Annotated in this window: 29 protein-coding genes; 16 read left to right on the top strand and 13 right to left on the bottom strand. The window is 69.0% G+C overall.

The window, feature by feature from the left end; translation table 11 throughout:
- From A2790_RS19810 to A2790_RS19795, 4 genes are all read left to right on the top strand, one after another.
- Positions 1–415 (top strand): aminotransferase class V-fold PLP-dependent enzyme (locus tag A2790_RS19810; RefSeq protein WP_293395392.1); only part of this gene is annotated, 415 nt, incomplete at its 5' end.
- Positions 416–425: 10 nt separating this feature from the next.
- On the top strand, positions 426–785 hold the full coding sequence (locus A2790_RS19805) for an SUF system Fe-S cluster assembly protein (RefSeq protein WP_068878048.1): 360 nt from the start codon (positions 426–428) through the stop codon (positions 783–785).
- Positions 785–1180, top strand: coding sequence for an iron-sulfur cluster assembly accessory protein (locus A2790_RS19800; protein WP_293395388.1), 396 nt, complete (start codon positions 785–787; stop codon positions 1178–1180). Before A2790_RS19805 ends, A2790_RS19800 begins: the two co-directional genes overlap by 1 nt.
- A 44-nt stretch (positions 1181–1224) precedes the next feature.
- The gene (locus tag A2790_RS19795) at positions 1225–1506 is read left to right on the top strand and encodes a 2TM domain-containing protein (protein ID WP_293395385.1); all 282 of its coding nucleotides are present in this window, start codon (positions 1225–1227) and stop codon (positions 1504–1506) included.
- Here A2790_RS19795 and A2790_RS19790 read toward each other — a convergent pair.
- From A2790_RS19790 to parE, 6 genes are all read right to left on the bottom strand, one after another.
- A complete protein-coding gene (locus A2790_RS19790) occupies positions 1503–2174 on the bottom strand; it encodes a glutathione S-transferase (RefSeq protein WP_293395382.1) in 672 nt (223 codons plus the stop codon). The genes A2790_RS19795 and A2790_RS19790 overlap by 4 nt on opposite strands.
- A 57-nt stretch (positions 2175–2231) precedes the next feature.
- Positions 2232–3032: an enoyl-CoA hydratase/isomerase gene (locus tag A2790_RS19785; RefSeq protein WP_293395378.1), complete on the bottom strand. Its 801-nt coding sequence runs from the start codon at positions 3030–3032 to the stop codon at positions 2232–2234.
- 83 nt (positions 3033–3115) lie between these two features.
- Complete coding sequence (locus tag A2790_RS19780) at positions 3116–4177, bottom strand: diguanylate cyclase (RefSeq protein ID WP_293395375.1); 1062 nt, start codon at positions 4175–4177, stop codon at positions 3116–3118.
- A 49-nt stretch (positions 4178–4226) separates the two neighbouring features.
- Positions 4227–5843, bottom strand: coding sequence for a DEAD/DEAH box helicase (locus tag A2790_RS19775; protein ID WP_293395372.1), 1617 nt, complete (start codon positions 5841–5843; stop codon positions 4227–4229).
- Positions 5844–6007: 164 nt separating this feature from the next.
- Positions 6008–6463, bottom strand: coding sequence for a hypothetical protein (locus A2790_RS19770; RefSeq protein WP_293395369.1), 456 nt, complete (start codon positions 6461–6463; stop codon positions 6008–6010).
- Between the two features lie 50 nt (positions 6464–6513).
- Entirely contained in the window at positions 6514–8568 is a 2055-nt protein-coding gene (gene parE / locus A2790_RS19765; RefSeq protein ID WP_293395366.1) for a DNA topoisomerase IV subunit B, read from the bottom strand.
- A gap of 92 nt (positions 8569–8660) precedes the next feature.
- Between parE and A2790_RS19760 the strand changes: the two genes are divergently transcribed.
- Both A2790_RS19760 and A2790_RS19755 read left to right on the top strand, forming a co-directional pair.
- Positions 8661–9572 carry an alpha/beta hydrolase gene (locus A2790_RS19760; protein WP_293395363.1) on the top strand — a complete coding sequence of 304 codons (912 nt, stop codon included), beginning with the start codon at positions 8661–8663 and terminating at the stop codon, positions 9570–9572.
- A gap of 96 nt (positions 9573–9668) precedes the next feature.
- Complete coding sequence (locus A2790_RS19755; RefSeq protein WP_293395360.1) at positions 9669–9884, top strand: hypothetical protein; 216 nt, start codon at positions 9669–9671, stop codon at positions 9882–9884.
- 18 nt (positions 9885–9902) lie between these two features.
- Here the strand turns inward: A2790_RS19755 and A2790_RS19750 are convergent, their stop codons facing one another.
- Positions 9903–11843 (bottom strand): peptidase M61, encoded by a 1941-nt coding sequence (locus A2790_RS19750; protein WP_293395357.1) that lies wholly within the window; start codon positions 11841–11843, stop codon positions 9903–9905.
- 151 nt (positions 11844–11994) lie between these two features.
- On the opposite strand from A2790_RS19750, the gene A2790_RS19745 reads away from it, so the two are divergent.
- Positions 11995–12420, top strand: coding sequence for a Kazal domain-containing protein (locus A2790_RS19745; RefSeq protein WP_293395354.1), 426 nt, complete (start codon positions 11995–11997; stop codon positions 12418–12420).
- Between the two features lie 61 nt (positions 12421–12481).
- Here A2790_RS19745 and glnA read toward each other — a convergent pair whose 3' ends face one another.
- The gene (glnA, locus tag A2790_RS19740) at positions 12482–13891 is read right to left on the bottom strand and encodes a type I glutamate--ammonia ligase (protein WP_293395351.1); all 1410 of its coding nucleotides are present in this window, start codon (positions 13889–13891) and stop codon (positions 12482–12484) included.
- A gap of 40 nt (positions 13892–13931) precedes the next feature.
- Positions 13932–14270 carry a P-II family nitrogen regulator gene (locus tag A2790_RS19735; protein ID WP_293395348.1) on the bottom strand — a complete coding sequence of 113 codons (339 nt, stop codon included), beginning with the start codon at positions 14268–14270 and terminating at the stop codon, positions 13932–13934.
- A gap of 239 nt (positions 14271–14509) precedes the next feature.
- On the opposite strand from A2790_RS19735, the gene A2790_RS19730 reads away from it, so the two are divergent.
- Genes A2790_RS19730 through A2790_RS19720 form a run of 3 tightly spaced genes read left to right on the top strand, consistent with a single transcriptional unit; the run spans position 14510 to position 18066 of the window.
- On the top strand, positions 14510–16048 hold the full coding sequence (locus A2790_RS19730) for an acetyl-CoA acetyltransferase (RefSeq protein WP_293395346.1): 1539 nt from the start codon (positions 14510–14512) through the stop codon (positions 16046–16048).
- A gap of 6 nt (positions 16049–16054) precedes the next feature.
- Positions 16055–16624 (top strand): histidine phosphatase family protein, encoded by a 570-nt coding sequence (locus tag A2790_RS19725; protein WP_293395343.1) that lies wholly within the window; start codon positions 16055–16057, stop codon positions 16622–16624.
- Positions 16621–18066 (top strand): NAD(P)H-hydrate dehydratase, encoded by a 1446-nt coding sequence (locus tag A2790_RS19720; protein ID WP_293395340.1) that lies wholly within the window; start codon positions 16621–16623, stop codon positions 18064–18066. The genes A2790_RS19725 and A2790_RS19720 overlap by 4 nt, the downstream gene beginning before the upstream one ends.
- A 7-nt stretch (positions 18067–18073) precedes the next feature.
- Here A2790_RS19720 and A2790_RS19715 read toward each other — a convergent pair whose 3' ends face one another.
- Positions 18074–18904: an HAD family hydrolase gene (locus tag A2790_RS19715; protein WP_293395337.1), complete on the bottom strand. Its 831-nt coding sequence runs from the start codon at positions 18902–18904 to the stop codon at positions 18074–18076.
- 223 nt (positions 18905–19127) lie between these two features.
- Positions 19128–20159, bottom strand: coding sequence for a lysylphosphatidylglycerol synthase domain-containing protein (locus tag A2790_RS19710; RefSeq protein ID WP_293395334.1), 1032 nt, complete (start codon positions 20157–20159; stop codon positions 19128–19130).
- 107 nt (positions 20160–20266) lie between these two features.
- On the opposite strand from A2790_RS19710, the gene A2790_RS19705 reads away from it, so the two are divergent.
- From A2790_RS19705 to A2790_RS19695, 3 genes are all read left to right on the top strand, one after another.
- Entirely contained in the window at positions 20267–20794 is a 528-nt protein-coding gene (locus tag A2790_RS19705) for a BON domain-containing protein (protein WP_293395331.1), read from the top strand.
- 43 nt (positions 20795–20837) lie between these two features.
- The gene (locus A2790_RS19700; protein WP_293395328.1) at positions 20838–21155 is read left to right on the top strand and encodes a polyhydroxyalkanoic acid system family protein; all 318 of its coding nucleotides are present in this window, start codon (positions 20838–20840) and stop codon (positions 21153–21155) included.
- A gap of 68 nt (positions 21156–21223) precedes the next feature.
- Positions 21224–21508 carry a hypothetical protein gene (locus A2790_RS19695; protein ID WP_293395325.1) on the top strand — a complete coding sequence of 95 codons (285 nt, stop codon included), beginning with the start codon at positions 21224–21226 and terminating at the stop codon, positions 21506–21508.
- Here A2790_RS19695 and A2790_RS19690 read toward each other — a convergent pair.
- A complete protein-coding gene (locus A2790_RS19690; RefSeq protein WP_293395322.1) occupies positions 21501–23378 on the bottom strand; it encodes an ABC-F family ATP-binding cassette domain-containing protein in 1878 nt (625 codons plus the stop codon). The genes A2790_RS19695 and A2790_RS19690 overlap by 8 nt on opposite strands.
- 159 nt (positions 23379–23537) lie before the next feature.
- On the opposite strand from A2790_RS19690, the gene ndk reads away from it, so the two are divergent.
- Both ndk and A2790_RS19680 read left to right on the top strand, forming a co-directional pair.
- Entirely contained in the window at positions 23538–23957 is a 420-nt protein-coding gene (gene ndk, locus A2790_RS19685) for a nucleoside-diphosphate kinase (protein ID WP_293395319.1), read from the top strand.
- Between the two features lie 74 nt (positions 23958–24031).
- Entirely contained in the window at positions 24032–24388 is a 357-nt protein-coding gene (locus A2790_RS19680) for a DUF6481 family protein (protein ID WP_068878071.1), read from the top strand.
- Between the two features lie 109 nt (positions 24389–24497).
- Here the strand turns inward: A2790_RS19680 and A2790_RS19675 are convergent, their stop codons facing one another.
- Positions 24498–24710 carry a hypothetical protein gene (locus A2790_RS19675; protein ID WP_293395315.1) on the bottom strand — a complete coding sequence of 71 codons (213 nt, stop codon included), beginning with the start codon at positions 24708–24710 and terminating at the stop codon, positions 24498–24500.
- A 114-nt stretch (positions 24711–24824) separates the two neighbouring features.
- Here A2790_RS19675 and A2790_RS19670 point away from each other — a divergent pair, with 114 nt between their 5' ends.
- Complete coding sequence (locus tag A2790_RS19670) at positions 24825–25463, top strand: DsbA family protein (RefSeq protein ID WP_293395312.1); 639 nt, start codon at positions 24825–24827, stop codon at positions 25461–25463.
- Positions 25464–25566 lie beyond the last annotated feature (103 nt).

The raw sequence follows: 25566 nt of genomic DNA, 5'->3' as shown, positions 1-25566 counted from the left end.
GCCGCACCGCTTCGAGGCCGGCACGCCGCCGATCCTGGAGGCCATCGGCCTGGGCGCGGCCATCGACTGGCTGGCCGCCCAGGACCGCGCCGCCATCGCCGCCCACGAGCACCATCTCTACGCCCACGTCCGGGAGCGCCTGGCGGGCGCCAACTGGCTGCGGGTGATCGGCGAAGCGCCGGAGAAGGGGGCCATCCTCTCCTTCACCGTCGACGGCGCCCACGCCCATGACGTGGCCCAGATCCTCGATCGCTACGGCATCGCGGTCCGGGCCGGAACCCATTGCGCGGAGCCGCTGATGCGGCGCTTCGGCGTCACGTCGAGCGCCCGCGCCTCCTTCGCCCTATATAACACCGTGGAAGAGGCCGACGCCTTCGTGGACGCCTTGACCAAGACCCAGGCCTTTTTTGCGTAGCATGACCCCCATGGACGACGCCGCACCCATCGAGAGCAAGTCGCCGCCCCTCAGCCAGGCGGAGCTCGACGTGCTGACCGATCAGCTGATCGAGAAGCTGAAGACGGTGTTCGACCCGGAGATCCCGGTCGACATCTACGAGCTGGGCCTTGTGTACAAAGTTGATGTCTCTGATGACAAAGACGTGGCCATCGACATGACCCTGACCGCGCCGGGCTGCCCCGTGGCCGGCGAGATGCCGGGCTGGGTCGAGGATGCGGTGCGGGAGATTCCCGAGATCCGCTCCGTGAAGGTGGACCTGGTGTTCGACCCGCCGTGGGACCCCTCGCGCATGAGCGACGAGGCCAAGCTAGCGCTGAACATGTTCTGATGACGCACCTCGACATCACCCCAACCCCCCGTCCGCGTCGTCCGCGTCCCAAGGTGGTCACCCTGTCGGACGCTGCGGCCGCGCGGGTGAAGGAGATCATGGCCAAGGCCGACAAGCCCTACGTCGGCTTGCGGGTCGGGGTGAAGAACGGCGGCTGCGCCGGGCAGGAATACGTCCTGGAATACGCCGAGACGCGCGAGCCCCTGGACGAGGTGATCGAGGACAAGGGCGTCACCATCCTCGTCGAGCCCAAGGCGGTGCTGTTCCTCGTGGGCTCGGAGATCGACTACGAGGTCACCAAGCTCTCGGCGAAGTTCGTGTTCCGCAACCCGAACGAGACCGATGCCTGCGGCTGTGGCGAAAGCGTGACCATCCAGCCCGCGAAACTCGACTGACGCGGAAGAGCGGTTATCCTGTGGCCAATGATCCGGGGACAGACATGACCGACGACGTCGAACTGCGCCGACTGGCGATCCGCCGCGCCGACATGAAGCTGGCCTTCCGCAGCCACCTGATGGCCTACGTGCTGGTTAACGCCAGCCTGGTGGCGATCAACCTGCTGACGTCGCGTGACTATTTCTGGGCGATCTGGCCGATGCTGGGCTGGGGCATCGGCCTCGGCGCGCACGCCGCCAGCGTCTACATGAACGGCGAAGGCATCCGCGACCGCCTGATCGAGCAGGAGCTCGAAAAGCTGCGGCGCGACCGCGGCGGCCGCTAGTCCTCGGCGTAGGCGTAGGGGCCCCCGCGCTCCAGCGCCCGCCGATAGGCCGGCCGCACGTGAATCCGCTTGAGAAAGGCGGCCAGCTTCGGCCGGCCCACGCGCGCCGCGGCGCGGTCGGCGGCGGCCTCCAGCGGGAAGCTCATCATGATGTCGGCGGCGCTGAAGGTTTCGCCGGCAAACCACTCGGCCTTTCCCAGCTCGTCCTCCCAGTAGTCGAAGTGCGCGACGAGTTGGGGATCGATGAAGCTGGTCTGCGCCTTCTTCGCGATGCTCGCCACGATCGGGCGCAACAGAGCCGGCGCGCCGGCCGGCAGGCGGCCGAAGACCAGCTTCATCAGGAGGGGCGGCATCGCCGAGCCCTCGGCATAGTGCAGCCAGTAGCGCAGGCGATGGGCGGCCGGCGTGCCTGCGGCGGGCGCGAGCCGGCCCTGCCCGTAGCGCTCGAGGACGTACTCGACGATCGCTCCGGTCTCGGCCAGGACCTCGCCGTCGTCGGCGATGACGGGCGATTTGCCCAGCGGATGGATCGCCTTCAGCTCCGGCGGCGCCAGCATGGTCTTGGCGTCGCGCTCGTAACGCACCAGCTCGTACGGGACCTCGAGCTCCTCCAGCAGCCAGAGCACCCGCTGAGAGCGGGAATTGTTCAGGTGATGGACGGTGAGCACGAAAGGACCCTCGCAAGCGGCTTGCGAGGGTCCTTACAGTGTCTCCGCCGGTAGCCGCTAGCGGCCGGTGAACTTGGCGGGGCGCTTCTCGACGAAGGCCATGACGCCTTCGCGGGCGTCCGTGGTGCGCTGGGCGGCGCCCTGGGCGTAGGCTTCGGCCTCCAGCTGGGCCTGCCAGCTCGAATCGAGGGCGTCCCAGACCAGGTTGCGGGTCAGCCCCAGCGAAGCCGGGCCATCGGCCAGGGCGTGGGCGTACTGCATCGCCGCGCCCATCAGGTCCGCGTCGGGGACGCACTTGTTGATCAGGCCCCACTCGACGGCGGTCTTGGCCGGGAGCTTCTCGCCCAGCAGCATCAGCTCCATGGCGCGGGCCTTGCCCACCAGGCGCGGCAGCATCCAGGTGGCGCCGCCGTCCGGCACCAGGCCGATGCGGCGGAACGCCAGCAGGAAGTAGGCGCTCTCCGCCGCCACGGCGAGGTCCGCCGCCAAGGCCAGCGAGACGCCGACGCCCGCGGCCACGCCGTTCACCGCCGAGACGAGCGGCTTGGGCGACTTGCGGAGCGCCGAGACGAAGGGGTTGAAGGTGCCGATCAGCGACTGGTTCGGACCCGCCGCGGGCTGGGGGCGGCCGGCGCCGCCGCCCGAGAGGTTGGCCCCCGAGCAGAAGCCGCGGCCTTCGCCCGTGATGACGATCGCGCGGACCTTGTCGCCATAGGCAAAGTCCTCGAAGGCGGCTGTCAGGTCGCCCATCAGGTCCAGGCCCGCCGCGTTCAGCGTGCCGGGGTCGGAAAGCGTGATGATGCCGACGCCGTCGTCGACGGATGTCTTGACCTTCGGGGTGGCCTGCGCGCCGTCCATGGCGTCCTCCCTGGATGAACTCGTGGGTTCAACTCAGCGCAAGATACCCCGGCGTCAGCCAAGGGAAAGCTGGCGGGAAGGCTTTAGGCGGCGCGGTGCGCCGTCGAGCCCATGTCCGCGAGGGAGGTGCGGTTGCGGCCCGCGCGCTTGGAGGCGTAGAGCGCCCCGTCGGCCCGCTCCAGCAGGGCGGCCGGGGTGTCGCCCGGACGGAATTCCGCGATGCCGGTGGAAATGGTGATCGCGCCCAGGTCCTCGTTGGTCGAGCGGCGCTTCAAGATGCGGGACGAGATCTCCTCCCGCGCGCTCTCCAGGGCGGCCAGGGCTACGTCGCTCTTTTCGCCGGGGAAGATCACCGCGAACTCCTCGCCGCCGTACCGGGCGGCGAAGCGGGCGCCCTCGGCCACGCGGCCGATCACGCTCGCCACATAGCGGATCACCTGGTCGCCGGTCTGGTGGCCCCAGGTGTCGTTGAAGACCTTGAAGTGATCGATGTCGACCACGGCCAGGGTCGCCGGCTCGGTGCGCGCTTCGGCCTGGGCGCAGGTGGCGTCCAGGTTCTCGTCGAACGCTTTGCGGTTCGCCAGGTTGGTCAGGGCGTCGGTCATGGCGTCGCGGCGGACCTGTTCCAGGTGCTCGCGCAGGCGGCCCAGTTCGTCGGTGGTGTCGGCCAGCTGGCTTTCGAGGGCCTGGTTCTCTTCGCGGACCTTGCGGGTCGCGACGCTCAGGTTCTCGACCATGGCGCGGACGGCGTCGGAGTCCTGCTCCTCCAGCGACTGGCTGGCGGTGGCCAGTTGCTGGCTGTAGGTCTCGCTCGTCTCCCGGGCGCTCTCGATCGCCCGGTGAACACTGTCCAGTTCCTGGGACAGGCTCTTGCCGGCGTCCAGGATCTCGCCCGACAGCTTGGCGGCCGGAAGGTGCTGGGCCGCGATCTTCTCACCCACCTGGTCGGTGAACGGCGTCCCCGACTGCAGGACGGTGTTGATCTCCGCGGCCACCGTGCTGTCCTTGGCGGCAACATAGTGCAGCCACAGCTCGAAGTTGAGCGCGGTCGGCCAGACCCTGTGGGCCTCCATGGCCTCGATCGCCTTCCGGGCCCAGAGATAGGCCTTAGGGCTGCGGAGAATTGAATCGATGTCCGACGACATGCCCCGCAACTTAAAGGCGGGACCCCAAACGACGCGTTAAAGGCGCAGACTATTCTTCGCTGGGTCGGATGGGCGCCGCGCGCATCAGGAAGGCGGGGGTGTCGTTTCCGAAGCCCACCACCTGGTCGCGGTCGTTGTCGTCGCGGTCGCGGCGGCGTTCGGGCCGACGCTCGCGATCCGGCCGTTCCGAACGTTCCGGCCTGGCTTCGCGCTCCGGACGCTCCGTGCGTTCGGGACGCTCGGCGCGTTCGGGGCGTTCGCTCCGCGCGGAACTCTCGCCCCGCTCGGCGCGCTGGGGACGTTCCTCCCGCGGCGCGCGCTCGCGGCGCGGGCGGGCAGGGGCTTCCTCGGCCTCGGGCGCAGGGGCGCTGGCGACGATCTCGGCTTCCGCAGGCTCCGAACGGCGGGGCCGCTCCTCGCGGGGCGTACGGTCGCGATCCCGCCCGCCGCGCTCGCGACCACGGCCCGGGCCGCGATCGCGTTCGCCACGGCCACGGCCGCCGGTACGCGGCTCGTCCTTGATGCTGCTCCAGTCGATGCCTTCCAGCACGATCTCGTCCGGAACCTTGCCGATCAGCTTCAGGACCTTGTCCAGGTTTCGGCTGTCGGCCGGCGTCACGATCATGAACGCCTGGCCCAGGCGCCCCGCGCGGCCGGTCCGGCCGATGCGGTGGACGTAGTCGTCGGCGTGGTGCGGGACGTCGTAGTTGAACACGTGGCTCACGGCCGGGATGTCGAGGCCGCGGGCCGCCACGTCCGAGGCGCACAGCAGGCGCAGCTCGCCGCTGCGGAAGCTCTCCAGCGTCCGCATGCGGGTCGACTGGTCCAGGTCGCCGTGAATGGGGGCGGCGTCCAGGCCGTGCTTCTTCAGCGACTTGGCGACGATATCGACTTCCGACTTTCGGTTGCAGAAGACGATGCCGTTCTTCACGTCGGCGCGGGCGATCAGCTCGCGCAGGGCCGTGCGCTTGGCCTTGGGGTCGGCGGTGGGGATGCGAACCAGGTTCTGGGTGATCGTCTCTGCGGTCGTGGCGGGGCGCGAGGCCTCTATCCGGACCGGATCGCGCAGGAACTGCTTGGTCAGCCGGGTGATCTCGGGCGGCATGGTCGCCGAGAAGAACAGCGTCTGCTTCTTGGCCGGGGTGAGCTTGAAGATCCGCTCCAGGTCCGGGATGAAGCCCATGTCCAGCATGCGGTCGGCTTCGTCGACCACCATGATCTGGACGCCGGTCATCAAGAGCTTGCCGCGCTCGAAGTGGTCCAGCAGGCGGCCGGGCGTGGCGATCAGCACGTCCACGCCGCGATCCAGCTTCTGCTCCTGATCGCTGAACGAAACGCCGCCGATCAAGAGCGCCCAGCTGAGCTTCTGGCCCTTGGCGTACTTCTCGAACGAGGCGGCGACCTGATCGGCCAGTTCGCGGGTGGGGGCGATCACCAGCGCCCGCGGCATCCGCGCCTTGGAGCGGCCGGCCGCCAGCCGGTCGATCATCGGCAGGGTGAAGGCGGCGGTCTTGCCGGTGCCCGTCTGGGCGATGCCCAGGACATCCAGTCCCTGCAAGGCCACGGGAATGGCCTCGCCCTGGATCGGCGTGGCGGTGGTGTAGCCGGTTTCGGCGACGGCCTTAAGGGTCGCGGGCGACAGGCCCAGGTCGGAAAATTCGGTCATTCGCTAACGATGGTGCGGGGCGCTCCCGCAAAACGGGTACGGCGCGACGCGGAGGCGTGGACGGAGATCGGCACGCGCGCGGAACATACGGCGGACGGCTCCGCTGTCAACGCACGGCGGCGATCGGGGTTCAATGAGACGTCCGCGCGCCGCCCGTTTGGGCGTCAGCCCGGGCCGACGGGTGCCGCGGCGCCCTTGCGGCGGACGACAGGCTCGGGCGCCCCGTAGTCGGGAGTCCAGCGCTCGGCTTCGGCCTCGCCCGACGCCTTGAACGACCGCGGCTCGCCCTGGCGCAGGGCGTCCACGAAGGTTCGGGCGGCCAGGCCGACGGCATAGGCGAGGTTCGCGCTGGTGTCGGCCGCCTGCCGGCCCGCATCGTGCGCCGTGTCGGAGACGGTCTCGCCGGCGTCCTTGGCCAGCTTGCGGACCTTCGGGTTCTCCTTGGCCTTCATGCCCGCGGCGACGGCGCCGGCGCCGAGGATGGCTTGGGCAATCACCGCCTGGCCGGTCTTCGAGGCCAACAGTTCGCCGAACCGGCCCTTGCGCACCGACCGGGGCACCTTCACCCCGGCGATCCTCTTGGGGATGAGGCCCTTGGCCTTCTTCTGCTTCTTCGCCATCTCGCGCTCCTGTCTCGCTTGGCGAAACGTTGGAGTCCGCGGGGCCGTTCCTAGATGTCGAGGTCCGCGGCGGCGAACTCGGCGTTCTCCTGGATGAACTGGAACCTCGCCTCGGGCTTGCGGCCCATCAGTCGTTCGACCAGGTCCTCCACCACCTCCTCCGCGCGAGGCAGGGTCACCCGGGCGAGCGTGCGGCTCTTCGGGTCCATGGTGGTTTCCTTGAGCTGGGCCGGCATCATCTCGCCCAGGCCCTTGAACCGGCTGATCTCGGGCTTCTTGCCCTTGAACTCGGTGGCCAGCAGCTCGTCGCGGTGCTCGTTGTCCCGGGCATAGACTGCCTTGCCGCCGTGGCTCAGCCGGTAGAGCGGGGGCAGGGCCAGGTAGAGCCGGCCGTTTCGGATCAGGTCCGGCATCGTCCGGTAGAAGAAGGTGATCAGCAGGCTCGCGATGTGGGCGCCGTCCACGTCGGCGTCGGTCATGATCACGATGCGGTCATAGCGAAGGTCTTCTTCCTTGAACTTCGACCCCGTCTGCGCGCCCAGCGCCAGCAGCAGGTCCGAGAGCTCCTTGTTGCCGCCGAACTTGTCGATCGAGGCCGAGGCCACGTTCAGGATCTTGCCGCGCAGGGGCAGGATCGCCTGGGTCTTGCGGTCGCGCGCCTGCTTGGCCGAGCCGCCGGCCGAGTCGCCCTCGACCAGGAACAGCTCGGTGCCCTCGGTGGAGGATCCGGCGCAGTCCGCCAGCTTGCCCGGCAAGCGCAGCTTGCGGGTGGCGGAGGCGCGGGCGACCTCCTTGTCCTTGCGCCGCTTCAGACGCTCCTCGGCGCGCTCGACGACGAACTGCAGCAGGGTGCTGGCGGCCTTGGGCTGGGCGGTGAGCCAGTGGTCGAACGGATCGGCCAGGGCCTTCTCGACCAGCCGCTGGGCCTCGGTGGAGGACAGTTTTTCCTTCGTCTGGCCCTGGAACTCAGGGTCGCGGATGAACACGCTGACCAGGGCGCCGGCCTGGGAGATCACGTCGTCGGCGGTGATCAGGCCGCCCCGCTTCTCACCGGTCAGTTCGGCGTACTGCTTGAGGCCGCGGGTGAGCACCGCGCGCAGCCCGGCCTCGTGCGTGCCGCCTTCCGGCGTCGGCACCGTGTTGCAGTACGACTGCATGAAGCTGTCGGCCTCGCCGAAGCCGGCAGGGGTCCAGGCCACGGCCCACTCCACCTTGCCGGCCTCGCCCGGACGCTCGTAGCGGCCGGCGAAGGGCTCGGGCGTCACGGTCTCCAGCCCCTTGATCCGCTCGGCCAGGAAGTCGGCCAGGCCGTTGGGGAAGCGGAACACCGCCTCTGCCGGGGTCTGGTCGTGGATCCGGCTGGGATCGCATTTCCAGCGGATCTCGACGCCGCCGAACAGATAGGCCTTGGACCGGGCCATCCGGTAGAGCCGCGCCGGCTTGAACGCCACGCCCTCGCCAAAGATCACCGGATCGGGCGTGAAGCTGATCTGTGTGCCCTTCTTTCGGGTCGGGCCCAGCTTCTCGATCGGACCGACCGCCTTGCCGCGGGTGAAGGCCTGGCGCCACTCGAAGCCGTCCTTCCAGGCGGTGACCTCGACGCGTTCGCTGAGCGCGTTCACCACCGAGACGCCGACGCCGTGCAGGCCGCCCGAGGTCTCGTACGCCTTGCCCGAGAATTTCCCGCCCGAGTGCAGGACGGTCATGATCACTTCCAGGGCCGACTTGCCCGGGTACTTCGGGTGCGGGTCCACCGGGATGCCGCGGCCGTCGTCGGTCACGCTCAGCGCGCCCTCGGCGTCGAGGCTGACGGTGATGACCTTGGCGTGGCCGGCCACCGCCTCGTCCATGGCGTTGTCGAGGACTTCGGCGAACAGGTGGTGCAGCGCCCGCTCGTCCGTGCCGCCGATGTACATGCCGGGCCGCTTGCGGACCGGCTCCAGGCCTTCCAGCACCTCGATGTCGGCGGCCGAGTAGCCGGAGGGTTTGCCGGCCACGGGGGTGTCCGGGCGCGGCTCGTGGCTCTCGGCCAGCGGCGCCGCCGGCGCCGGGTTCAGCGCGTCGTCGAACAGGTCGGGCAGGGGCTTGGCGCTGGGCTGGGACATGGGTGCTGGAAAGGTGGTGCGATTCTGAGGGGCTCGGTATGAACAGGGTGGGCTCTCAAGGCAATGCGGCGAGTCGCGATGGGGCGGGCGGCATGACCAGCTGGAACGATCCGGAGATCGCCGGCGTGCGCGCGCTGCTGGCGGCGCGCCAGCCCGGTCCGGATGCGCCCCCGCCAACCGTGGCCGAACGCCGCGCGGCCATGGACGCCGCGGGCGAGATGGGGGCGCTGCCGACCGGCTGCTTTCACGAACCCGTCACCCTGGGCGGCGTGAGGTGCGAGCGGGTGGTTCCCCAGGGCGCGGTGGCGGGCCGCGCGATCCTCTACCTGCACGGCGGCGCCTACACGGCGGGCAGCCCGCGGAGCCACCGACCGATGGTGGCCCGGATTGCTGAAGCGGCGCGCTCCGTGGCCATCGCCGCCGACTACCGGCTGGGGCACGAGCATCGATTTCCGGCCGCCGTGGAGGACGCTGTCGCGGCCTACCGGGGCCTGCTCGAAGGCGGCGCCGACCCCCGGCGGCTGATCGTCGCGGGTGACTCCGCGGGCGGCGGCCTGGCCCTGGCGCTGGCCTTGGCGCTGAAGGGCGAGGGCCTGCCGCAGCCGGCGGGCGTCTTCGTGATCAGCCCCTGGGCCGACCTGACTCAGTCCGGCGCCAGCTACCGCACCAAGGCCGAGACGGATCCGATGATCAGCAAGGCGGGCCTGGACCAGAACGCGCTGATGTACCTCGGCGGCCTCGACGCCCGCGACCCGCTGGCCTCGCCGGTGTTCGGAGCCTTCGAGGGCGTCGCCCCGGTCCTGATCCAGACCGGCTCGGAAGAGACCCTCCTCAGCGACAGCATCACCATGGCCGACGTCCTGGCCCATGCGCGCGTCGAGGTACGGCTGGAGGTCTGGCCCGAGATGATCCACGTCTTCCACGCCTGGGGCGGCGGCCTGCAGGCCGCCCGGCGGGCGATCCGACTGGCAGGCGCCTGGATGGAGGACCGGTTCGCGCCGTAGGGACGCCTCCGACTGTTTTTCCTTGTCGAACGCGGGTCGGCGCGCGAGGCTGTTCCTGCAGACCGCCAGCATAGGCGGCGCATGACGGGAGAAGACATGTCGCAAGTCAGCAAGGGGCGCACGCCGGTCCGCATTCCGGCCGAGGTCGCCAACATCGTCGGCACGTCCATCGCGATACTGGCCGTCGTGGCCACGGGCTCGGCGATCGTGGCCGCCGTGCCGGACCTGTCGGTCTGGCAGTTCGCGGGGGCCTACCTCGCCCCCGGCGCCCTGGCCTTCGCCGCCTACTGGTGGATCGCCCAAAAACTCTGAGATCAGAGCTCTGAGCCGCTACTTCAGCGGCTCGTAGATATTCGTCAGCAGGTCGGGCTTGCCTTCGATCCGTTCCAGCCGCGGATAGCGCAGGCCGCCGTTGTAGCTGACCGGCTGCACCTTGAAGTGGTCGCCGTCCTTCACAATGAAGGTGATGGCGTCCTTGCCGCCCTTGGCCGCCGCGATCGCCTCCTTCAGGCGCTCGGCGTCATAGGCGATCCCGTTCACCGCCAGGATCTTGTCGCCCACCGTCATTCCCGCCTTGAAGGCCGGGCTGTCCCAAAGCACGCCGGTGATCGTCGCCTCGCGGTTCAGCACCAGGCCGAGGGAATAGGTCAGGTCGACGGCCTTCCGGTTCGCCTCGGTGTCGCGCCAGTAGTCGGTGGGCTTGTCCGTATATACCAGCCGGTAGCCGCCGCGGGCCAGGCCATCCAGCGGGTAGGCCGGGGCCACCTTGCGGGCCCGGGTGTCCAGGAAGGTCGCCCAGTCATGCGGCGTGACCGCGTTCAGCGCCTTGACCACGTCCTCGAACGTGTAGGTGAGGGGCTGCTTCCACTGGCCGTCATTGACGCCGAAGAAGGCGCGGCCGAAGTCGTCCAGCGACTTCTTCCCGCCGGTCTTCTCGCGGATCAGGGTGTCGGCGTCGAGCCAGATCAGCTGGCCCTCCGAATAGTAGTCCTCGCTGCGCTGCCAGCTGGTCCACGGGATCGCCCGGCGGCTGGCGATGATCGGGTCGTTGGTGGTGTCCTCGACCGATCGCCACGCACGGCCGGGACGACCTTCGGTGTAGAGCGCCGCCGTCATCGCCAGAGCGTCCAGGGTCTGCTGCTTGGTCACCAGGCCCGAGCGCGCGCCGAGCACGAAGCCCCAGTACTGATCCTGGCCCTCGTAGACCCACAGCAGGCTGTCCCGCATGGGCGTATTGTAGTTCGGCGTCCACAGGTCGGCCGGGCGACGGTACTTGCCGTCCCACGAGTGGTTGTACTCGTGCGGCAGCAGGTTGCGGGCCGGGGCGTTCTTCGACCACTCCGTGAAATACTCGGGCACGGTGCCGTTCTCGGACGAGCGGTGGTGCTCCAGGCCGATGCGGCCCATGCGGTCCGTCAGGGCCAGCAGGAACTCGTAGCGGTCGAAGTGCCGCGCGCCGTACAGCTTGTCGGCCTGACGCACCAGTTCGCGGTGCTGCTCGATCTGGTCCGGCGTGGCCGCGAGCAGTTCGGGCCTGTCCGCCACGATGTTCAGCCGCACCGGCGACTTGCCGCTGGTGTCGAGGTCGTACTTTTTGAAGTAGCGGCCCGCGAACATCGGCGAGTCCATCAGGGTGTCGAAGTCGACCGTCTTGAAGCGGGTCCAGCCGGCCTCGGTCTTGTCGGTCTCCAGCGCCGTGCCGTAGCCCCAGCCCTCGGGCAGCTTGATCGCCGCCTCGATATTGATCCGCCGGGTGAAATAGCCCGCCGGGTAGAACGCCAGGTTCAGCCACTGGGCGTTCAGCATCTCCGGCGTCATGACCACCCGACCCTGGTCGCCGGCGGTGGGCGACAGGTACTGGAACTCGATGTCCAGCGAGCGGGCGTCGGCCGGCGGCGTCAGGTGGAAGGCGAACACCTGCACGGGATCGCGCGTCCAGGGCACGACCTTGCCGTTCGCCTTCACGACCAGGTCGGCTATGTTGAAGAGGGCGTTGCGGGGCGAGTGGCCGCCGGGGACCCACTGCGGATAGAGGAGCGTCACGGGCGCGCCGCCGCCGACGATCGGAATGGTCTGCCGGATGCGGAAGATCCGGCGTTCCACGTCAGTGGCGTCCACCTCAAGCTTGAGCGTGCCGGCGGGGTAGGCGACGTCCCGGGGCGTAGCGATCGGCGCCGGCATCGGCAGCGGCTGCGGCCCCTCCGACGGCTCTGCGGCCAGCGGCGTGGCGAAGGCGAGGGCCGCGGCGGCGGCGAAGAGCGCTGATTTCAAAGGAGGCCCCGGAGAGATTGAACGGACCGTTTTAGAGGGGGGCTGCGGTCCATCGCAATCACCTCCCGAGACGGCCTCGTTCGTCGAGCGTTGCTATTCCAAGAAAGCTGTAGTTTCACTATTGGCAACCTGTGCGAGAACGGAGGTCGCCATGTTCCTGCGTCGTGGAGTGACATCAGTCGCGTTCGTCGCCCTGCTTGCCCTGGGCGCCTGCCAGAAGCCGGCCGAACCCGCCGCCACCGAGCCGGCGCCTGCCGCCGCAGCTCCCGCCGCCGCCACGCCCGCTGCGGCCGTCGCCGAGCTCGGCACGGTTGAAACGGGCGGAACCTGCGGGACGATCGCCGGCCTGAAGTGCAAATCGTCCAAGGACTTCTGCAAGACCAAGGTCGGTCAGTGCGGCGTCGCGGACGCAGAGGGCGTGTGCACGACGAAGCCCGAGATCTGCCCCAAGGACTATCGACCCGTGTGTTCCTGCCCGGACGCTAAGGGGCCGGGTCAGACCTTCGGCAACGCCTGCGAGGCCGACATGGCCGGCAAGAACGTCGATTATGTGGGCGAATGCAAGAAGCCGACCTGAGCGGATGCGAAAAGGGCCGCGGATCGCTCCGCGGCCCCGTCCTGCAATCAGCTCTCGCTGACTAGCACTTGAAATACATGTCGAATTCCACCGGGTGCGGGTGGAGTTGGAGGCGCATGACCTCTTCCATCTTCAGCTCGATGTAGCTGTCGATGAAATCGTCGCTCATGACGCCGCCGGCCTTCAGGAAGGCGCGGTCCTTGTCCAGGCTCTCCAGGGCCTCGCGCAGCGAGCCGCAGACCTCGGGGATCTTCTTCTGCTCGCGGGGCGGCAGATCGTAGAGGTTCTTGTCGGCCGGGCCGCCCGGATCGATCTGGTTCACGATGCCATCGATGCCGGCCATGAGCAGGGCGGTGAAGGTTAGGTAGGGATTGCCCATCGGGTCGGGGAAGCGGGCTTCGATCCGCTTGCCCTTCGGGCTGTCCACGTGCGGGATGCGGATCGAGGCCGAGCGGTTGCGGGCCGAGTAGGCCAGCTTCACCGGGGCTTCGTAGCCGGGCACCAGGCGCTTGTACGAGTTCGTCGTGGAGTTCGAGAACGCGTTGATCGCCTTGGCGTGCTTGATGATCCCGCCGATGTACCAGAGGCACATCTGCGACAGGCCCGCGTACTTGTCGCCGGCGAACAGCGGCTTGCCGTTGCCCCAGATCGACTGGTGCACGTGCATGCCCGAGCCGTTGTCGGCGAACATCGGCTTGGCCATGAAGGTGGCCGTCTTGCCGTAGGCGTGGGCCACGTTGTGGATCACGTACTTATAAAGCTGCAGCCGGTCGGCCATGACGATCATGGTGTCGAACTTCAGGCCGAGCTCGTGCTGGGCCGGCGCCACCTCGTGGTGGTGCTTTTCCGGCTTCATGCCCAGCTCGCCCATCACCGCCAGCATCTCGCCGCGCAGGTCCTGGCCGCTGTCGATCGGGTTGACCGGAAAGTAGCCGCCCTTCGGACCGGGCCGGTGGCCCATGTTGCCTTCCGGGTAGGCCTTGCCCGAGCTGACCGGCAGCTCGGTGGAATCGTAAGCGTAGAAGGTGTTGTGCGGGGCCGTGTCCCAGCGGACGTCGTCGAAGATGAAGAACTCGGCTTCGGGGCCGAAGTAGACGGTGTCGCCGATGCCCGACGCCTTCACGAAGTTGAGCGCCGCCTTGGCGATGGAGCGCGGGTCGCGCTCGTACGGGGTGCCCGTGTCGGGGTTCACCACGTCGCAGAACAGGGCCAGCGTGGTCTGCTGGTAGAACGGGTCGATGATCGCCGAGTCCAGGTCCGGACGCAGCTTCATGTCGGACTCGTTGATGGCCTTCCAGCCGGCGATCGAGGAGCCGTCGAACATCGTCCCGTCGGTCAGGAAGTCGTCGTCGACCAGGTCGATGTCGAAGGTCACGTGCTGCATCTTGCCGCGCACGTCGGTGAAGCGGACGTCGACGTATTTGACGTCCTTTTCCTTGATCAGGTTCAGAATGTCTTTGGCGGAAGCCATGGCGGATATCCCCTTTTCTTGAACGCGTAGGTGCTGTTGATCAGATGGCGATGGTGCCGGTCTCGCCGGTGCGGATGCGCACGACGTCCAGGATCTCAGAGACGAAGATCTTGCCGTCGCCGATGCGGCCGGTCCGGGCGGCGGTAGCGATCGCCTCCAGGGCCCGGTCCAGCTGGTCGTCGGCGATCACGACCTCGATCTTGATCTTGGGGAGGAAGTCCACGACGTACTCCGCGCCGCGGTAGAGCTCGGTCTGGCCCTTCTGGCGGCCATAGCCCTTGGCCTCGATGACGGTCATGCCCTGGACGCCCAGGTCCTGCAGGGCCTCCTTCACCTCGTCGAGCTTGAACGGCTTGATGATGGCTTCGATCTTTTTCATGCGCTCGATCTGTACTCGTGACGGCGGACGCCCCAACGGTCGCGGGCGAACCAGCACGCACCGGCCCGGCCCCACAAGCACGCTTCGGTTGCCTGCCGTTGCGGCCGCCTGGGAAACTGGGTCGTCGCCTAGGAAATAGGCGCCAACAGGTCAGAAAGTGATCACGCCGGGAATCGCCTTGTGGGGGCGGGTTCGGCGCCTAGGATCGCTGCGAAACGCGTTTTGGAGGCGGCTGAAGCATGGACGAACGGACCCCGGTGCTCATCGGAGCGGGCCAATTCACATACCGGGGCGATCCGGCCTCCTCGCCGTCTCCGACGTCGCTGCTGAAGATTGCGGCGGAACGAGCGGCCGCCGACGCCGGCATCGGCGCCCAGGGACTGGCCGCGATCGACAGTCTCGCGGTCGTCGGCTTCACGATCGACGCGCCGGGCTCCAAGCGCGGGATGATCCCCCACGCCACCAACCCGCCCACCACCCTGTCGAAGATGATCGGGGCCCAGCCGCGCTGGGGCGTCTATTCGGAGATGGGCGGCAACACGCCCCAGTACCTGGTGAACATGCTGGCCGAGCGGATCGCACGGGGCGAGACGGACCTGGCCCTGACCGTCGGCTGCGAATTCCTGGGCTCGGCCACGAAGCGGGCGACGAAGGGCTTCGGGTTCGACGACTGGGCCGCCGTCGAAGACGAAACGCTGGAGCCCGCCGAGCGCGTCGGCGACCCGCGGCCGGGCAGCACGCCCTATGAGATCCGCCATGGCCTGAGCCGCCCCATCAACATCTATCCGATCTTCGAGAACGCCCTGCGCGCCCGGGATGGCCGCTCGATCGCCGACCACCAGGCCAGGATGGGCAAGCTGTTCTCCGCCTTCAGTGCGGTGGCGGCTAAGAATCCCGAGGCCTGGTTCCCCGTCGAGCGCAGCCCTGAGGAGCTGGTCACGGTCACCGAGAAGAACCGGATGATCGGCTTCCCGTACCCGAAGCTGCTGAACGCGATCATGGACGTGGACCAGTCCGCAGGGGTGCTGATCGCCAGCGTGAAGAAGGCGCGCGAACTGGGCGTTCCCGAGGACAAGTGGCTCTATCTGCACGGTTGCGCGGACGCGTCCGACCTGTGGCACCCGCTGGACCGCCAGAACTTCCATTCCAGCCCCGCCATGCGCCTCACCGGCAAGCGCGCGTTCGAGATGGCGGGGGTCGGCCTCTCCGACATCGACGTCATCGATCTCTACTCCTGCTTCCCCGTGGCCGTGGAGGTGGGCGCCGAGGAGTTGGGCCTGTCGCTGGACGACCCCCGCGGCCTGACCGTCACCGGCGGGCTGCCCTATGCCGGCGGGCCGGGAAACAACTACGTCATGCACTCCATCGCCGTGATGATGGACCGCTTGCGGGCCAAGCCGGGCGCCTACGGCCTGGTCACCGGCAACGGCTGGTACCTGACCAAGCAGTCCACGGGCATCTATTCCACCACGGCGCCGGACAAGCCCTTCGAGCGCGAGGATCCCAAGATCCTTCAGCGCGAGATCGACGCGCTGCCCCATCCCGAGATCGTCGAGACGCCCCAGGGGCGCGGCGTGGTCGAGACCTATACCGTCCTCCACAAGCGCGAGGGACCGTTCCTCGGCATCATCGTCGGGCGGGACGAGAGCGGCCGCCGGTTCGCCGCCAACACGCCGAATGATCCGGCGACCCTTGCCAGTCTCGAAGCGAGCGAGCAGATCGGGCGGACAGGCACGGTCACCCAGCAGGGGGACCTCAACATCTTCACCCCGGACTGATCCCTCATGGCGCGCCTCTACCTGATCCGGCACGGCCGGCCGTCCTCCACCTGGGGCGGCCACGACGACGATCCGGGGCTGGACGAGGCGGGCCAGGCGCAGGCGCGGGCGGCGCGCGACTGGCTGCTGTCGCGGCCGCAGATCGAGCGGCCGGGGCTGGTGGTGAGCTCGCCCCTGCGCCGCTGTCGGGAAACCGCCGAACCGACGGCCGCTGCCCTGGGGGTCCCGGTGGAGATCGATCCGGTCGTGGGCGAAATTCCCACGCCCAAGTCCCTTAGCGCCGAGCAGCGGCCGGCGTGGCTGCGGCAGGCGTTCCAGGGAACCTGGGGCGCCATCGACGGCGACATGGACTACGACGCCTGGCGCTCGGATATCGTCGCCTCGCTCGCCCAGCGGGCGAACACCGCGGTCTTCTCGCACTACGTGGCGATCAATGCGGCGGTCTCGCGCCTGCTAGGCGTAGATCAGGTGCTGGCGTTCCGGCCCGATCACACCTCCATCACCGTGCTTGAGACGGACGGCGAGACCCTGCGGCTCGTCGAGAAGGGCGCCGAGGCCGCGACGGGGGTCCTTTGACCGCGCGTCCAATCCTCACCGTCGCCGAGATGGCGGCCGCCGACCGGGCGGCCATCGACGCCGGCACGCCGGGCGAGGTCCTGATGGAGCGGGCGGGCGAGGCCGTGGCCGAGGCGGTGGTCCAGCGCTTCCGGCCCCAGCCGGCGCTGGTGCTCTGCGGCCCCGGCAACAATGGCGGCGACGGCTATGTGGCGGCGCGGCTGCTCAAGGCGCGCGGCTGGCCGGTGGAGGTGAGGGCGCTCGGCGAAGCTGCGACCCCGGACGCCCAGGCGATGCGGGCGCGGTGGGATGGCCCCACGGCGCCGCTGAATGGCGACCTCGGCGAGGCGCTGGTGATCGACGCCCTGTTCGGCGCCGGTCTGTCGCGACCGCTCGACGGCGCAGCCGCCCACGCCGCCGCGGCCCTCGCGGCCCGGCCCGCGGCGGTCGTCGCCGTCGACGTTCCCAGCGGCGTCCCGGGCGATACGGGAAAGCCACTGGGACCGGCCGTCTGCGCCGGCCTGACCGTGACCTTCCACGCCCGCAAGCCCGGCCACGTGTTGGAGCCTGGCCGATCGCTCTGCGGTGAAGTCCTCGTGGCCGATATCGGCCTCCCGCCCACGCCGTCGAAGCTGGTGGAGAACGGGCCCGAGTTCTGGCTGGCGCGCTTCCCGTGGCCGACGGCCGCCTCGCACAAGCATGCCCGGGGCCGGTTGATCGTCGTCAGCGGCGATGCCTGGAGCACAGGCGCGGCGCGGCTGTCCTCGCGTGCGGGCCTGCGGATCGGGACGGGGCTGGTCACGCTGTACGCGGGCCAGGACGCCCTGGCCACGAACGCGGCGCATCTCGAGGCGGTGATGCTGAAGCCGTTCGACACGGACCTGGAGCTGGAACAGGCCGCCGACCAGGCGGACGCCGCCATCATCGGGCCGGCCGCCGGCGTCAACGAGACCACGCTGCTGAACGTCCTGGCCCTGGCGCGCACGGGCGCTGCGCTGGTGATCGACGCCGACGCCATCACCGTCTTCCGCGACGATCCGGAGGAGTTGTTCTCGGTGCTGGACCGCGACGACGTCCTGACCCCGCACCCTGGCGAGTTCGAGCGCCTGTTTCCGGGCCTGCTCAAGTCGCGCCCCGAGCGTCTGACCGCCGCGCGCCGGGCCGCCGAGAAGGCCAACGCCGTCATCCTGCTGAAGGGGGTCGACACCGTGATCGCCGCGCCGGACGGCCGGGCCGCCGTGAACGTGAACGGCTCGGCGTGGCTCGCGACAGCCGGTTCCGGCGATGTGCTTGCCGGCTACATCGGCGGGCTGGTGGCCCAGGGGATGGAGAGCTTCGAGGCCGCCTGCGCCGCCGCCTGGATCCATGCCGAGGCGGCCGAACTGCATGGCCCGGGCCTGATCTCGGAGGATTTGCCGGGCCTTACGCCAATGGTCCTGCGCCGGCTGTACGACGAGCGCTGAGCCGGCCCTAGCCGAACAGCTCGGCCCGAACGCCGCGCGCCATCTGCCCGAGGAGGTCGGCGGCCAGGGTGTCCAGTTCCGAGCCCTCGCGGTAGTCGCCGCCGGCCGCCAACCGCGCCCGGCCGTCGGCCAGCAATTGGGCGGCCGCAGCCTGGGTGATCGGGGTCTCGGGGTCGTAGACCGCCACGGGATGGCCGCCGTGGTCGGTCATCACCCGCATCACCGGGATATCCGTCAGCCCGTCGCCGAAGAAGGCGATGCGGTCGAAGGGGACGGCGCGGTCGCGGTCGGCCTGGACGGCGTTGATCCCGCTGTTGTCCCACTCATCCAGCGTCCACTTGTTGATGCGGAAGAGGTACTGGGTCTTGCTGGTGTAGTTGATGGCGAGGGCCGGCCCCACCGCATCCAGGTGTTCGTTGAAGATGAAGGCCGAGGCGTAGATCCGCTCGAAATGCTGGGCGATCGGCGAGCCTTCGATCAACTCCCGGTTGCCGGACGAGATGATGAAGTGCCGCAGATCGAGTCCGAGCGCGTCCGCCCGCGCGTTCTGGCGGCCGAACCAGTCTTCGACGCCTGGAAACAGGCGCAGGGAGGCGCCCCGCTTGCGCCAGCTCTCCAGGCTGAGCTCCAGGCCCTTCTCGCGGGCCTTCTCGAGCATGAGGTGCATGTAGGCCAGGATGCCGTCGCCGCGCTGGGCTTCGGCGAGCGCCTGGGTCTCGCGCCAGAAATCGGCGTGGTCCATCCCCAGCTCGTCCGGGATGAAGGCGTGCTCCTGCATGTTGCCGGGCGCAAGCGTGCCGTCGAAATCGTAGGCGAAGACGGCGAGGGGGCGGCTCATGGCGCTTCAGTAGCCGCCAACGGCGCGGCTGGGAACGACCCAAGAGGGTCGCCCCGGCCCCGCGACGGGAGGCGGGGGCCGGGGCGTACGGTGGCGGTTGTCGGGGAACAGGTCCGCCACCGCGTTCTGTTGTCCTGCAAATGGTGGGAGATGCGCGGACGCAGCAGTTACGTAAGCTTGGGCGTCCCGGATGCAGCGGATGCATCCAGCAGTAGAATTTTTTTCAGGAGCGGCTGCGCGTCCGTTCCCGGACCGTGTCGGCGGCCAGCGCGAGCCCCGCCAGCACCAGCGGCAGCAGGAAGAAGAACAGGCGATAGCCCAGGAAAGCGGCGGCCAGGGAAGCGGGCTCCAGGCCTTTCAGCAGGGTCGAGAGCGAGCCTTCGAACACGCCCACGCCGCCGGGGACGTGGCTAATCAATCCCATCACCACCGAGGGCGCGTAGGCGCCGACGAAGGTGAAGTAGCCGATGGAGCCTTCCGGCAGCAGGACCCAGATGATCGCCGCGGCCACGGCGTTGTCGACCGCGCCGATGGTGAGCTGGGCGATCGCCACCCGGAACGACGGCAGCTTCACGCTGTGGCCGAAGCCGCGCAGCGGACGGCGCAGCGTTGCGCACAGGACCACATAGGCCGCGACGCCCAGGAGCAGCAGGGCGCCCAACCCGTCGGCCACGGGATTGGCGATGCGGCTGACCGCCGCGATGTCGTGGCTGCCGGCCATGAGTAGCGCGATCCCGGCGAGGGTCGACAGGCCCACAGTAAAGGAGAAGCCGTGAAACAGGGTGGTGGCCGCCACCTGGCGCAGGGAGACGCCGTACTTGCCATAGTAGCGGGCCCGGACCGCCCCCGAGACGATCAGGTTCGCCCCCAGGGTATGGGCGATGGCGCTGGCGATGAACGAGCCGGCCAGAGCGGAGCGGATCGCGATCCGCGCTCCCGCCCAGCGCAGGCCCAGCCATTCGATGGTTCCCATGAGCAGGAAGCTGGTCGCCGACAGCCCGAGCGCCAGAACCACGGACCCCCAGCCCCAGGCCCGCATGGCGTCGGCCACCTGCGCCAGGCTGATCTCGTGGAACTCCCGCCACAGGATGTAGGCGGCCGCGCCCAGCAGCACGAAGGCCAGCAGGTGCCAAGCCAGGCTGCGGAGCATCGGGAAGAACCGCGACCCCTGCGTCTCGGGCAGGGCGGCCGCCAGCTCCTCCTCGACGTCCTCGAGGACTTCGCCGGACCGCGGGTCGGGATTGAGGATCGGCACGGGCGGGCATTCCCTGAGTCGGCAGCAGGCGCATCGTCGGCCCACGGAACCGAAGCGCAAGGCGAAGGTTTCTCCCGCACCTTCGCGACCGATTTAAGGAGGCCATCATGCGGCGGGAAGACTGGCGCGACCTGGAGAGCGAGCGGCTGCGGCGCCTGCGCGACCGCGATCGGGACGACTTCGGGCAGGCGGACTATTCGAACCTCTATGGCTACGACCCGCGGACACGGTCGGGCTATCGGGCCTATGACGACGGCCGGCCGGACCCCGACGGCTACGACCGGCGGCACGTCGATGTCCGGCGAGACGACCTGCGCCGCGATCCCGACCCGCGCCGCGCGCCCGAGCGCCGCGATTGGGACGAGGACCGGCGCGACCACCGCCGCGCCCGCCGCGACGGTCCCTCCGACCGCGTCCTCTGGGCGGTGATCATGGAGCGGCTCGACGACGAGCGGCGGCTCGACATCAGCGGCGTCGAGGTCGACGTCCTCGACGGCGAAGTGACCCTGAACGGTGTTGTTCGCCACAAGGCCGACAAGCGGCGCATCGAGGATATCGCGGACATCGACGGCGTGCGGAACGTGCAGAACAATCTGCGGACCCGCGAGCGCAGCCGCCGTTGGACGTTCCTCTGAAGCCCAGCTGGAACCGGGGCGGCGAGCCTGCTCTTTTTAGATCATGAGCAAACCGGTCGTCGTCTCCATCCCGCATGAACTTGGCCGCGCCGAGGCCCGGCGTCGCATCGACGAGGGGCTCGGCCGCCTGACGTCGCAGATCGGCGCGGTCGGGGAGATCAAGCAGGCCTGGGAGGGGGACCTGCTGCGCTTCTCGCTGCAGGCCATCGGCCAGACGGTCACCGGGACGATCGACGTCCAGGAGCATGAGGCGCGGCTGGAGGTCTACTTGCCGGGGATCTTCGCGATGATCGCCAACAAGGTGAAGGGCCGCCTGCGCGACGAAGGCCAGATCCTGCTGGGCGGTCCGAAGAAGGGCTGAACGCTACGGTCAAGGCAACCGCCGCTCGCCGTCGACGTTCTTGTCCGGACACTTCGAGGAAAAACCACATGCCCCACAAGCAGACCGAAGAACAAGCCAAGCGCGCCTTCACCCACGGTTCGGGCCAGGCGGCGGCCGACATGGCCAGCGACCCCAAGCAGGCCATCGAAGAGCATCGCCATATCGAGGGCCCGAGCAGCCGTCCCGCTGCGCCGTCGCCCGAGGGCCGCAAGCACGACCACATGGCCGAACGGGAAGCTAAATCCGAGGATCGTCAGGAGGCCCTGCTGGACGAGGCCATCGAGGAGACGTTCCCCGGCTCCGACCCGATCAGCCCCAAGCACATCACCTGAGGAGCTGCTCGTAGGCCTCCTGGGCCTCGATCCATTCCTGTTCGGCGGCTTCCAGCGCGGCTTGGGCCGCCTGCCGCCGGCGGGCGAGCTCCGCGGCCTTTGCAGCATCCGACGCGAAGGTCGCGGGATCGCTCAGCGTGCGGTCGATCATAGCGACCAGCTCGTTGGCCTTGGCCAGGGCGGCCTCGGCCGCCTCCGCCCGGCGGCGCGCCGTGCCGGTGGGCAGCTTCGCCTTCGGCGGCGGCGGCGGCGGTGGCGCCGCGACCTCCGGTTCGGCCTTCACCTGGGTTGGCGCCCGCGCGGCGACGCGAGCGCGTTCCAGCACGAAGGCCGCATAATCCTCCATGTCGCCGTCGAACGGCTCGATGCCGCCGTCGGCCGCCAGCCATAGACGGTCGGCCACCAGCTCCATCAGCGAGCGGTCGTGGGTGATCAGAATGACCGCGCCCTCGTACTCGTTCAGGGCGTCCAGCAGGGCGCGGCGCGAGTCGATGTCCAGGTGGTTGGTCGGCTCGTCGAGGATCAGGAGGTGCGGCGCCTCCATGGCCACCAGGTTCAGCAGCAGCCGCGCCCGCTCGCCGCCCGACAGGTTCGCCACCGTCGTCTCGACCTTCTCGAAGCCGATGCCGTATTGGGCGAGGCGCGCCCGCCGCGACGCCTCGCTGGCCTCCGGCATCACGCGCCGGATGATGTCCAGCGGCGTGTCCGTGGGGTCCATGGCCTCGATCTGGTGCTGGTGGAACCAGCCGACCTTGAGGCGAGGGCTGCGGTGCAGCTTGCCGGCTTCCACCTCCAAGGCGCCCGCCACCAGCTTGGCGAAGGTCGACTTGCCGGCGCCGTTGACGCCGAGCAGGCCGATGCGGTCGTCGATGTCCAGCCGCAGGTCCAGCCTGCGCAGGATCGGCGGCCCGCCATAGCCGACGCTGGCGCCTTCCAGCCGCAGCAGCGGCGGGGCCAGGGGGCGCTCGGGCGAGGGCAGGGAGAACGGCGTGACCCGCTCCTCGATCACCGCCGACACCGGCGGCAGCTTGGCGATCATCTTCAGGCGTGACTGCGCCTGGGTGGCCTTGGAGGCCTTGGCGCGGAAGCGGTCGACGAACGACTGCAGATGCTCGCGCCGCGCCTCGATCTTGGCGCGGTTCGCTTCCTGCAGGCGCAGCTTCTCCGAGAGCTGGCGCTCGAAGTTGTCGTAGCCGCCCGGGTACAGGTCGAGCTTGCCGTCCTTCAGATGCAGGATGTGGTCGACCGAATTGTTCAGCAGCTCGCGGTCGTGGCTGATGACGATGGCCGTGTTCGGATATTTCTTCAGGCGCGCCTCAAGCCACAGGGCGCCTTCCAGGTCGAGGTAGTTGGTCGGCTCGTCCAGCAGCAGCAGGTCGGGTTCGGCGAACAGGCTGGCCGCCAGGGCCACGCGCATCCGCCACCCGCCCGAGAACTCCGCCATCGGGCGCTGCAGGTCGGCCTGGCTGAACCCCAGGCCGGCGAGGATTTCCGCGGCGCGGGAGGGCGCCCGGTCGGCGTCGATCTCGATCAGGCGGGCGTAGATGTCGCCCATGTCTTCGGGGTCCGCCGTCTCCAGCCGCTGCAGCAGGTCGTGCCGTTCGACGTCGGCCTCCAGCACGGTGTCCAGCAGGGTCACCGGCGTGGCCGGGTGCTCCTGGTCCACCGAGCCGATCCGGGCGGCCCTGGGCACCCCGACTTCGCCGCCCCCGGGGGTGAGCTGGCCCAGGATGACCTTGAACAGGGTCGACTTGCCCACGCCGTTGCGGCCCACGAGGCCGACCTTGGCGTCCTTGGGCAGGGTGACCGTGGCGTGGTCGAAGAAGCGGCGTCCCCAGGCGTCGAGGACAAGGTCGTTGATCTGCAGCATGGGGAACCGTGTGTGGGCGCGGCGTCTAGCAGACGCAGGCCCCTGCGTCATGCCCACGCAGCAGCTTGCTTCGCAGTGCGGGATGACGATATAGACCCCGCCACCCGCGCGGAGCGCTTTCGCGCACTTCCCCTTTTCCATAGAGCCCCTACGGAGCCCATGACCGAACGCACCTTCTCGATCATCAAGCCGGACGCCACGCGTCGGAACCTGACCGGCAAGGTCAATGCGGTGATCGAGGACGCCGGCCTCCGCATCGTGGCCCAGCGCCGCATCAAGATGAGCAAGGCCCAGGCCGAGAAGTTCTACGAGATCCACAAGGAGCGCCCGTTCTTCGGCGAGCTCGTGGAGTTCATGACGTCGGCGCCGGTGGTGGTTCAGGTTCTGGAAGGCGACAACGCCGTCGCCCGCTACCGCGAAGTCATGGGCGCCACCAACCCGGCCCAGGCCGCGGACGGCACGATCCGCAAGCTCTACGCCGAAAGCGTCGGCGAGAATTCGGTCCACGGTTCGGACAGCCTCGAGAACGCCAAGCTCGAGATCGCTCAGTTCTTCACGGACGCCGACATCGTCGGCTGACCGGACGCAACGAGTACGGTTCCGCGGGGTTCTCCCCGCGGGCCACCCCCTTTTCCCAACTGCCATAAGTGAACATGAGAGAATCCAAGGTCATGCCTGGCTTCTCCGATCGCCTCGCCGCCCAGGCCGAGGCCCGGAAGGCCCTCCTGGCTAAGTTCAAGCCGAAACCCACCGTCCAAGCCGAAGCCTTCGAGACCCGCGAGCAGCGCAAGGCGCGCGAGCTCGAGGAAGTCCGCGCCAAGCGCGCCGCCGAGAAGGAAGCCGCCCGCCTCGCCAAGGAGAAGGCCGAGGAAGAGGCCCGCCTGGCCCGCGAGAACGACGAGGAGCTGATGCTCCAGTTGAAGCGCGAGGACCGCAAGGCCCGCAAGGCGGCCGCCAAGGCCGAAGCCCGCGCCAAGCGGGAAATGAAGTCGCAGATGCGCCGCGGCTAGAGCCTTTCTGGTTCAGATGGAATCATCTGAACCAGATAAAAAGGCTCTAAATCAAAAGTCTAGAGCGCGTCGGGCGGGTTAACCGGCTTCCACTTAACCCTGACGCGCTCTAATCCTCTGCGCCGCCGGTCACCCGGCGGCTCAGCTCACCATAGTAGCCCTGGAGCAGGAGCTCGACGCTTTCGCCGCGCTCCTCGGCCTCGAAGGCCAGGGCCTTGGCCATCTCAACGGCGGCCGAGCGCGACAGCTGTCCGGCCACCGGGGCGCCGTCCCGGAACACGGTCCAGTCGCCATCCTTCAGCGCTACAGCGTATTGCACCATCGCCGTCTCCCTGAAGCGTCAGTGCAAAACCATGGTGAAGGTTCCGGCGTCCTTCATTGAGGCGTGACCCGCGCGCCTTCGCCTGCGATGCTCGCAGGTCGAAGGAGGGCCGCCATGGATGGGCCGCACCTGATCTACTTCGCCGACCCCATGTGCTCATGGTGCTACGGCTTTTCTCCCGTCATCGACGAGATCCGGCATGCCTACGGGCGCGCGCTGCCGATCCGGGTGGTCATGGGCGGCCTGCGCCCCGGGACCGATCAGCCGATGACGGACGAGGCGCGCAAGAGCGTCGTCGGTCATTGGAACCACGTCCATGAGGCCTCGGGCCTGCCGTTCGACGCCGCCGTGCTCGACCGGCCGGGCTTCATCTACGATACCGATCCCGCCGCCCGCGCTGTCGTCGTCGCCCGCCGCGAGGGCGAGGAACTGGCCGCCCGCTACCTGGCCGGCGCCCAACGCGCCTTCTACGCCGAGAACCGGGACGTGACCTCGGGCGAGGTGCTCGCCGATCTCGCCGCGGAATACGGTTTGGAACGCCAGGCCTTTCTCGCGGCCTGGGCGTCGGAAGAGGCCAAGCAGGAGACGTGGCGCGACTACGCCATCTCCCAGAACGCGGGCGTCACCGGGTTCCCGACGCTCATCGGTGGGCCGAACGACCAGGGCGTGTACGGCGTCGTGACCCGTGGGTACGCCCCGCCCGAGCAGGTGCTCGCCGTGCTGCGCAACTGGATCGCCGGCATCGCCGCGTAGGAGGCGGACTCAAGTCCGCTTCGGCAGCAGAAGCTGCCACTCTCGTTCCGCTCGTTGCGGCTTTACCTCCCCCGCGAAGCGGCGGGAGGGGGACCAGTCGCCG

It is taken from the genome of Phenylobacterium sp. RIFCSPHIGHO2_01_FULL_69_31, assembly GCF_001824475.1.
Taxonomy (GTDB): Bacteria; Pseudomonadota; Alphaproteobacteria; order Caulobacterales; family Caulobacteraceae; genus Phenylobacterium.
The sequence above is the reverse complement of the archived record's forward strand: the minus strand, read 5'-3'. Positions and strand labels throughout refer to the sequence as shown.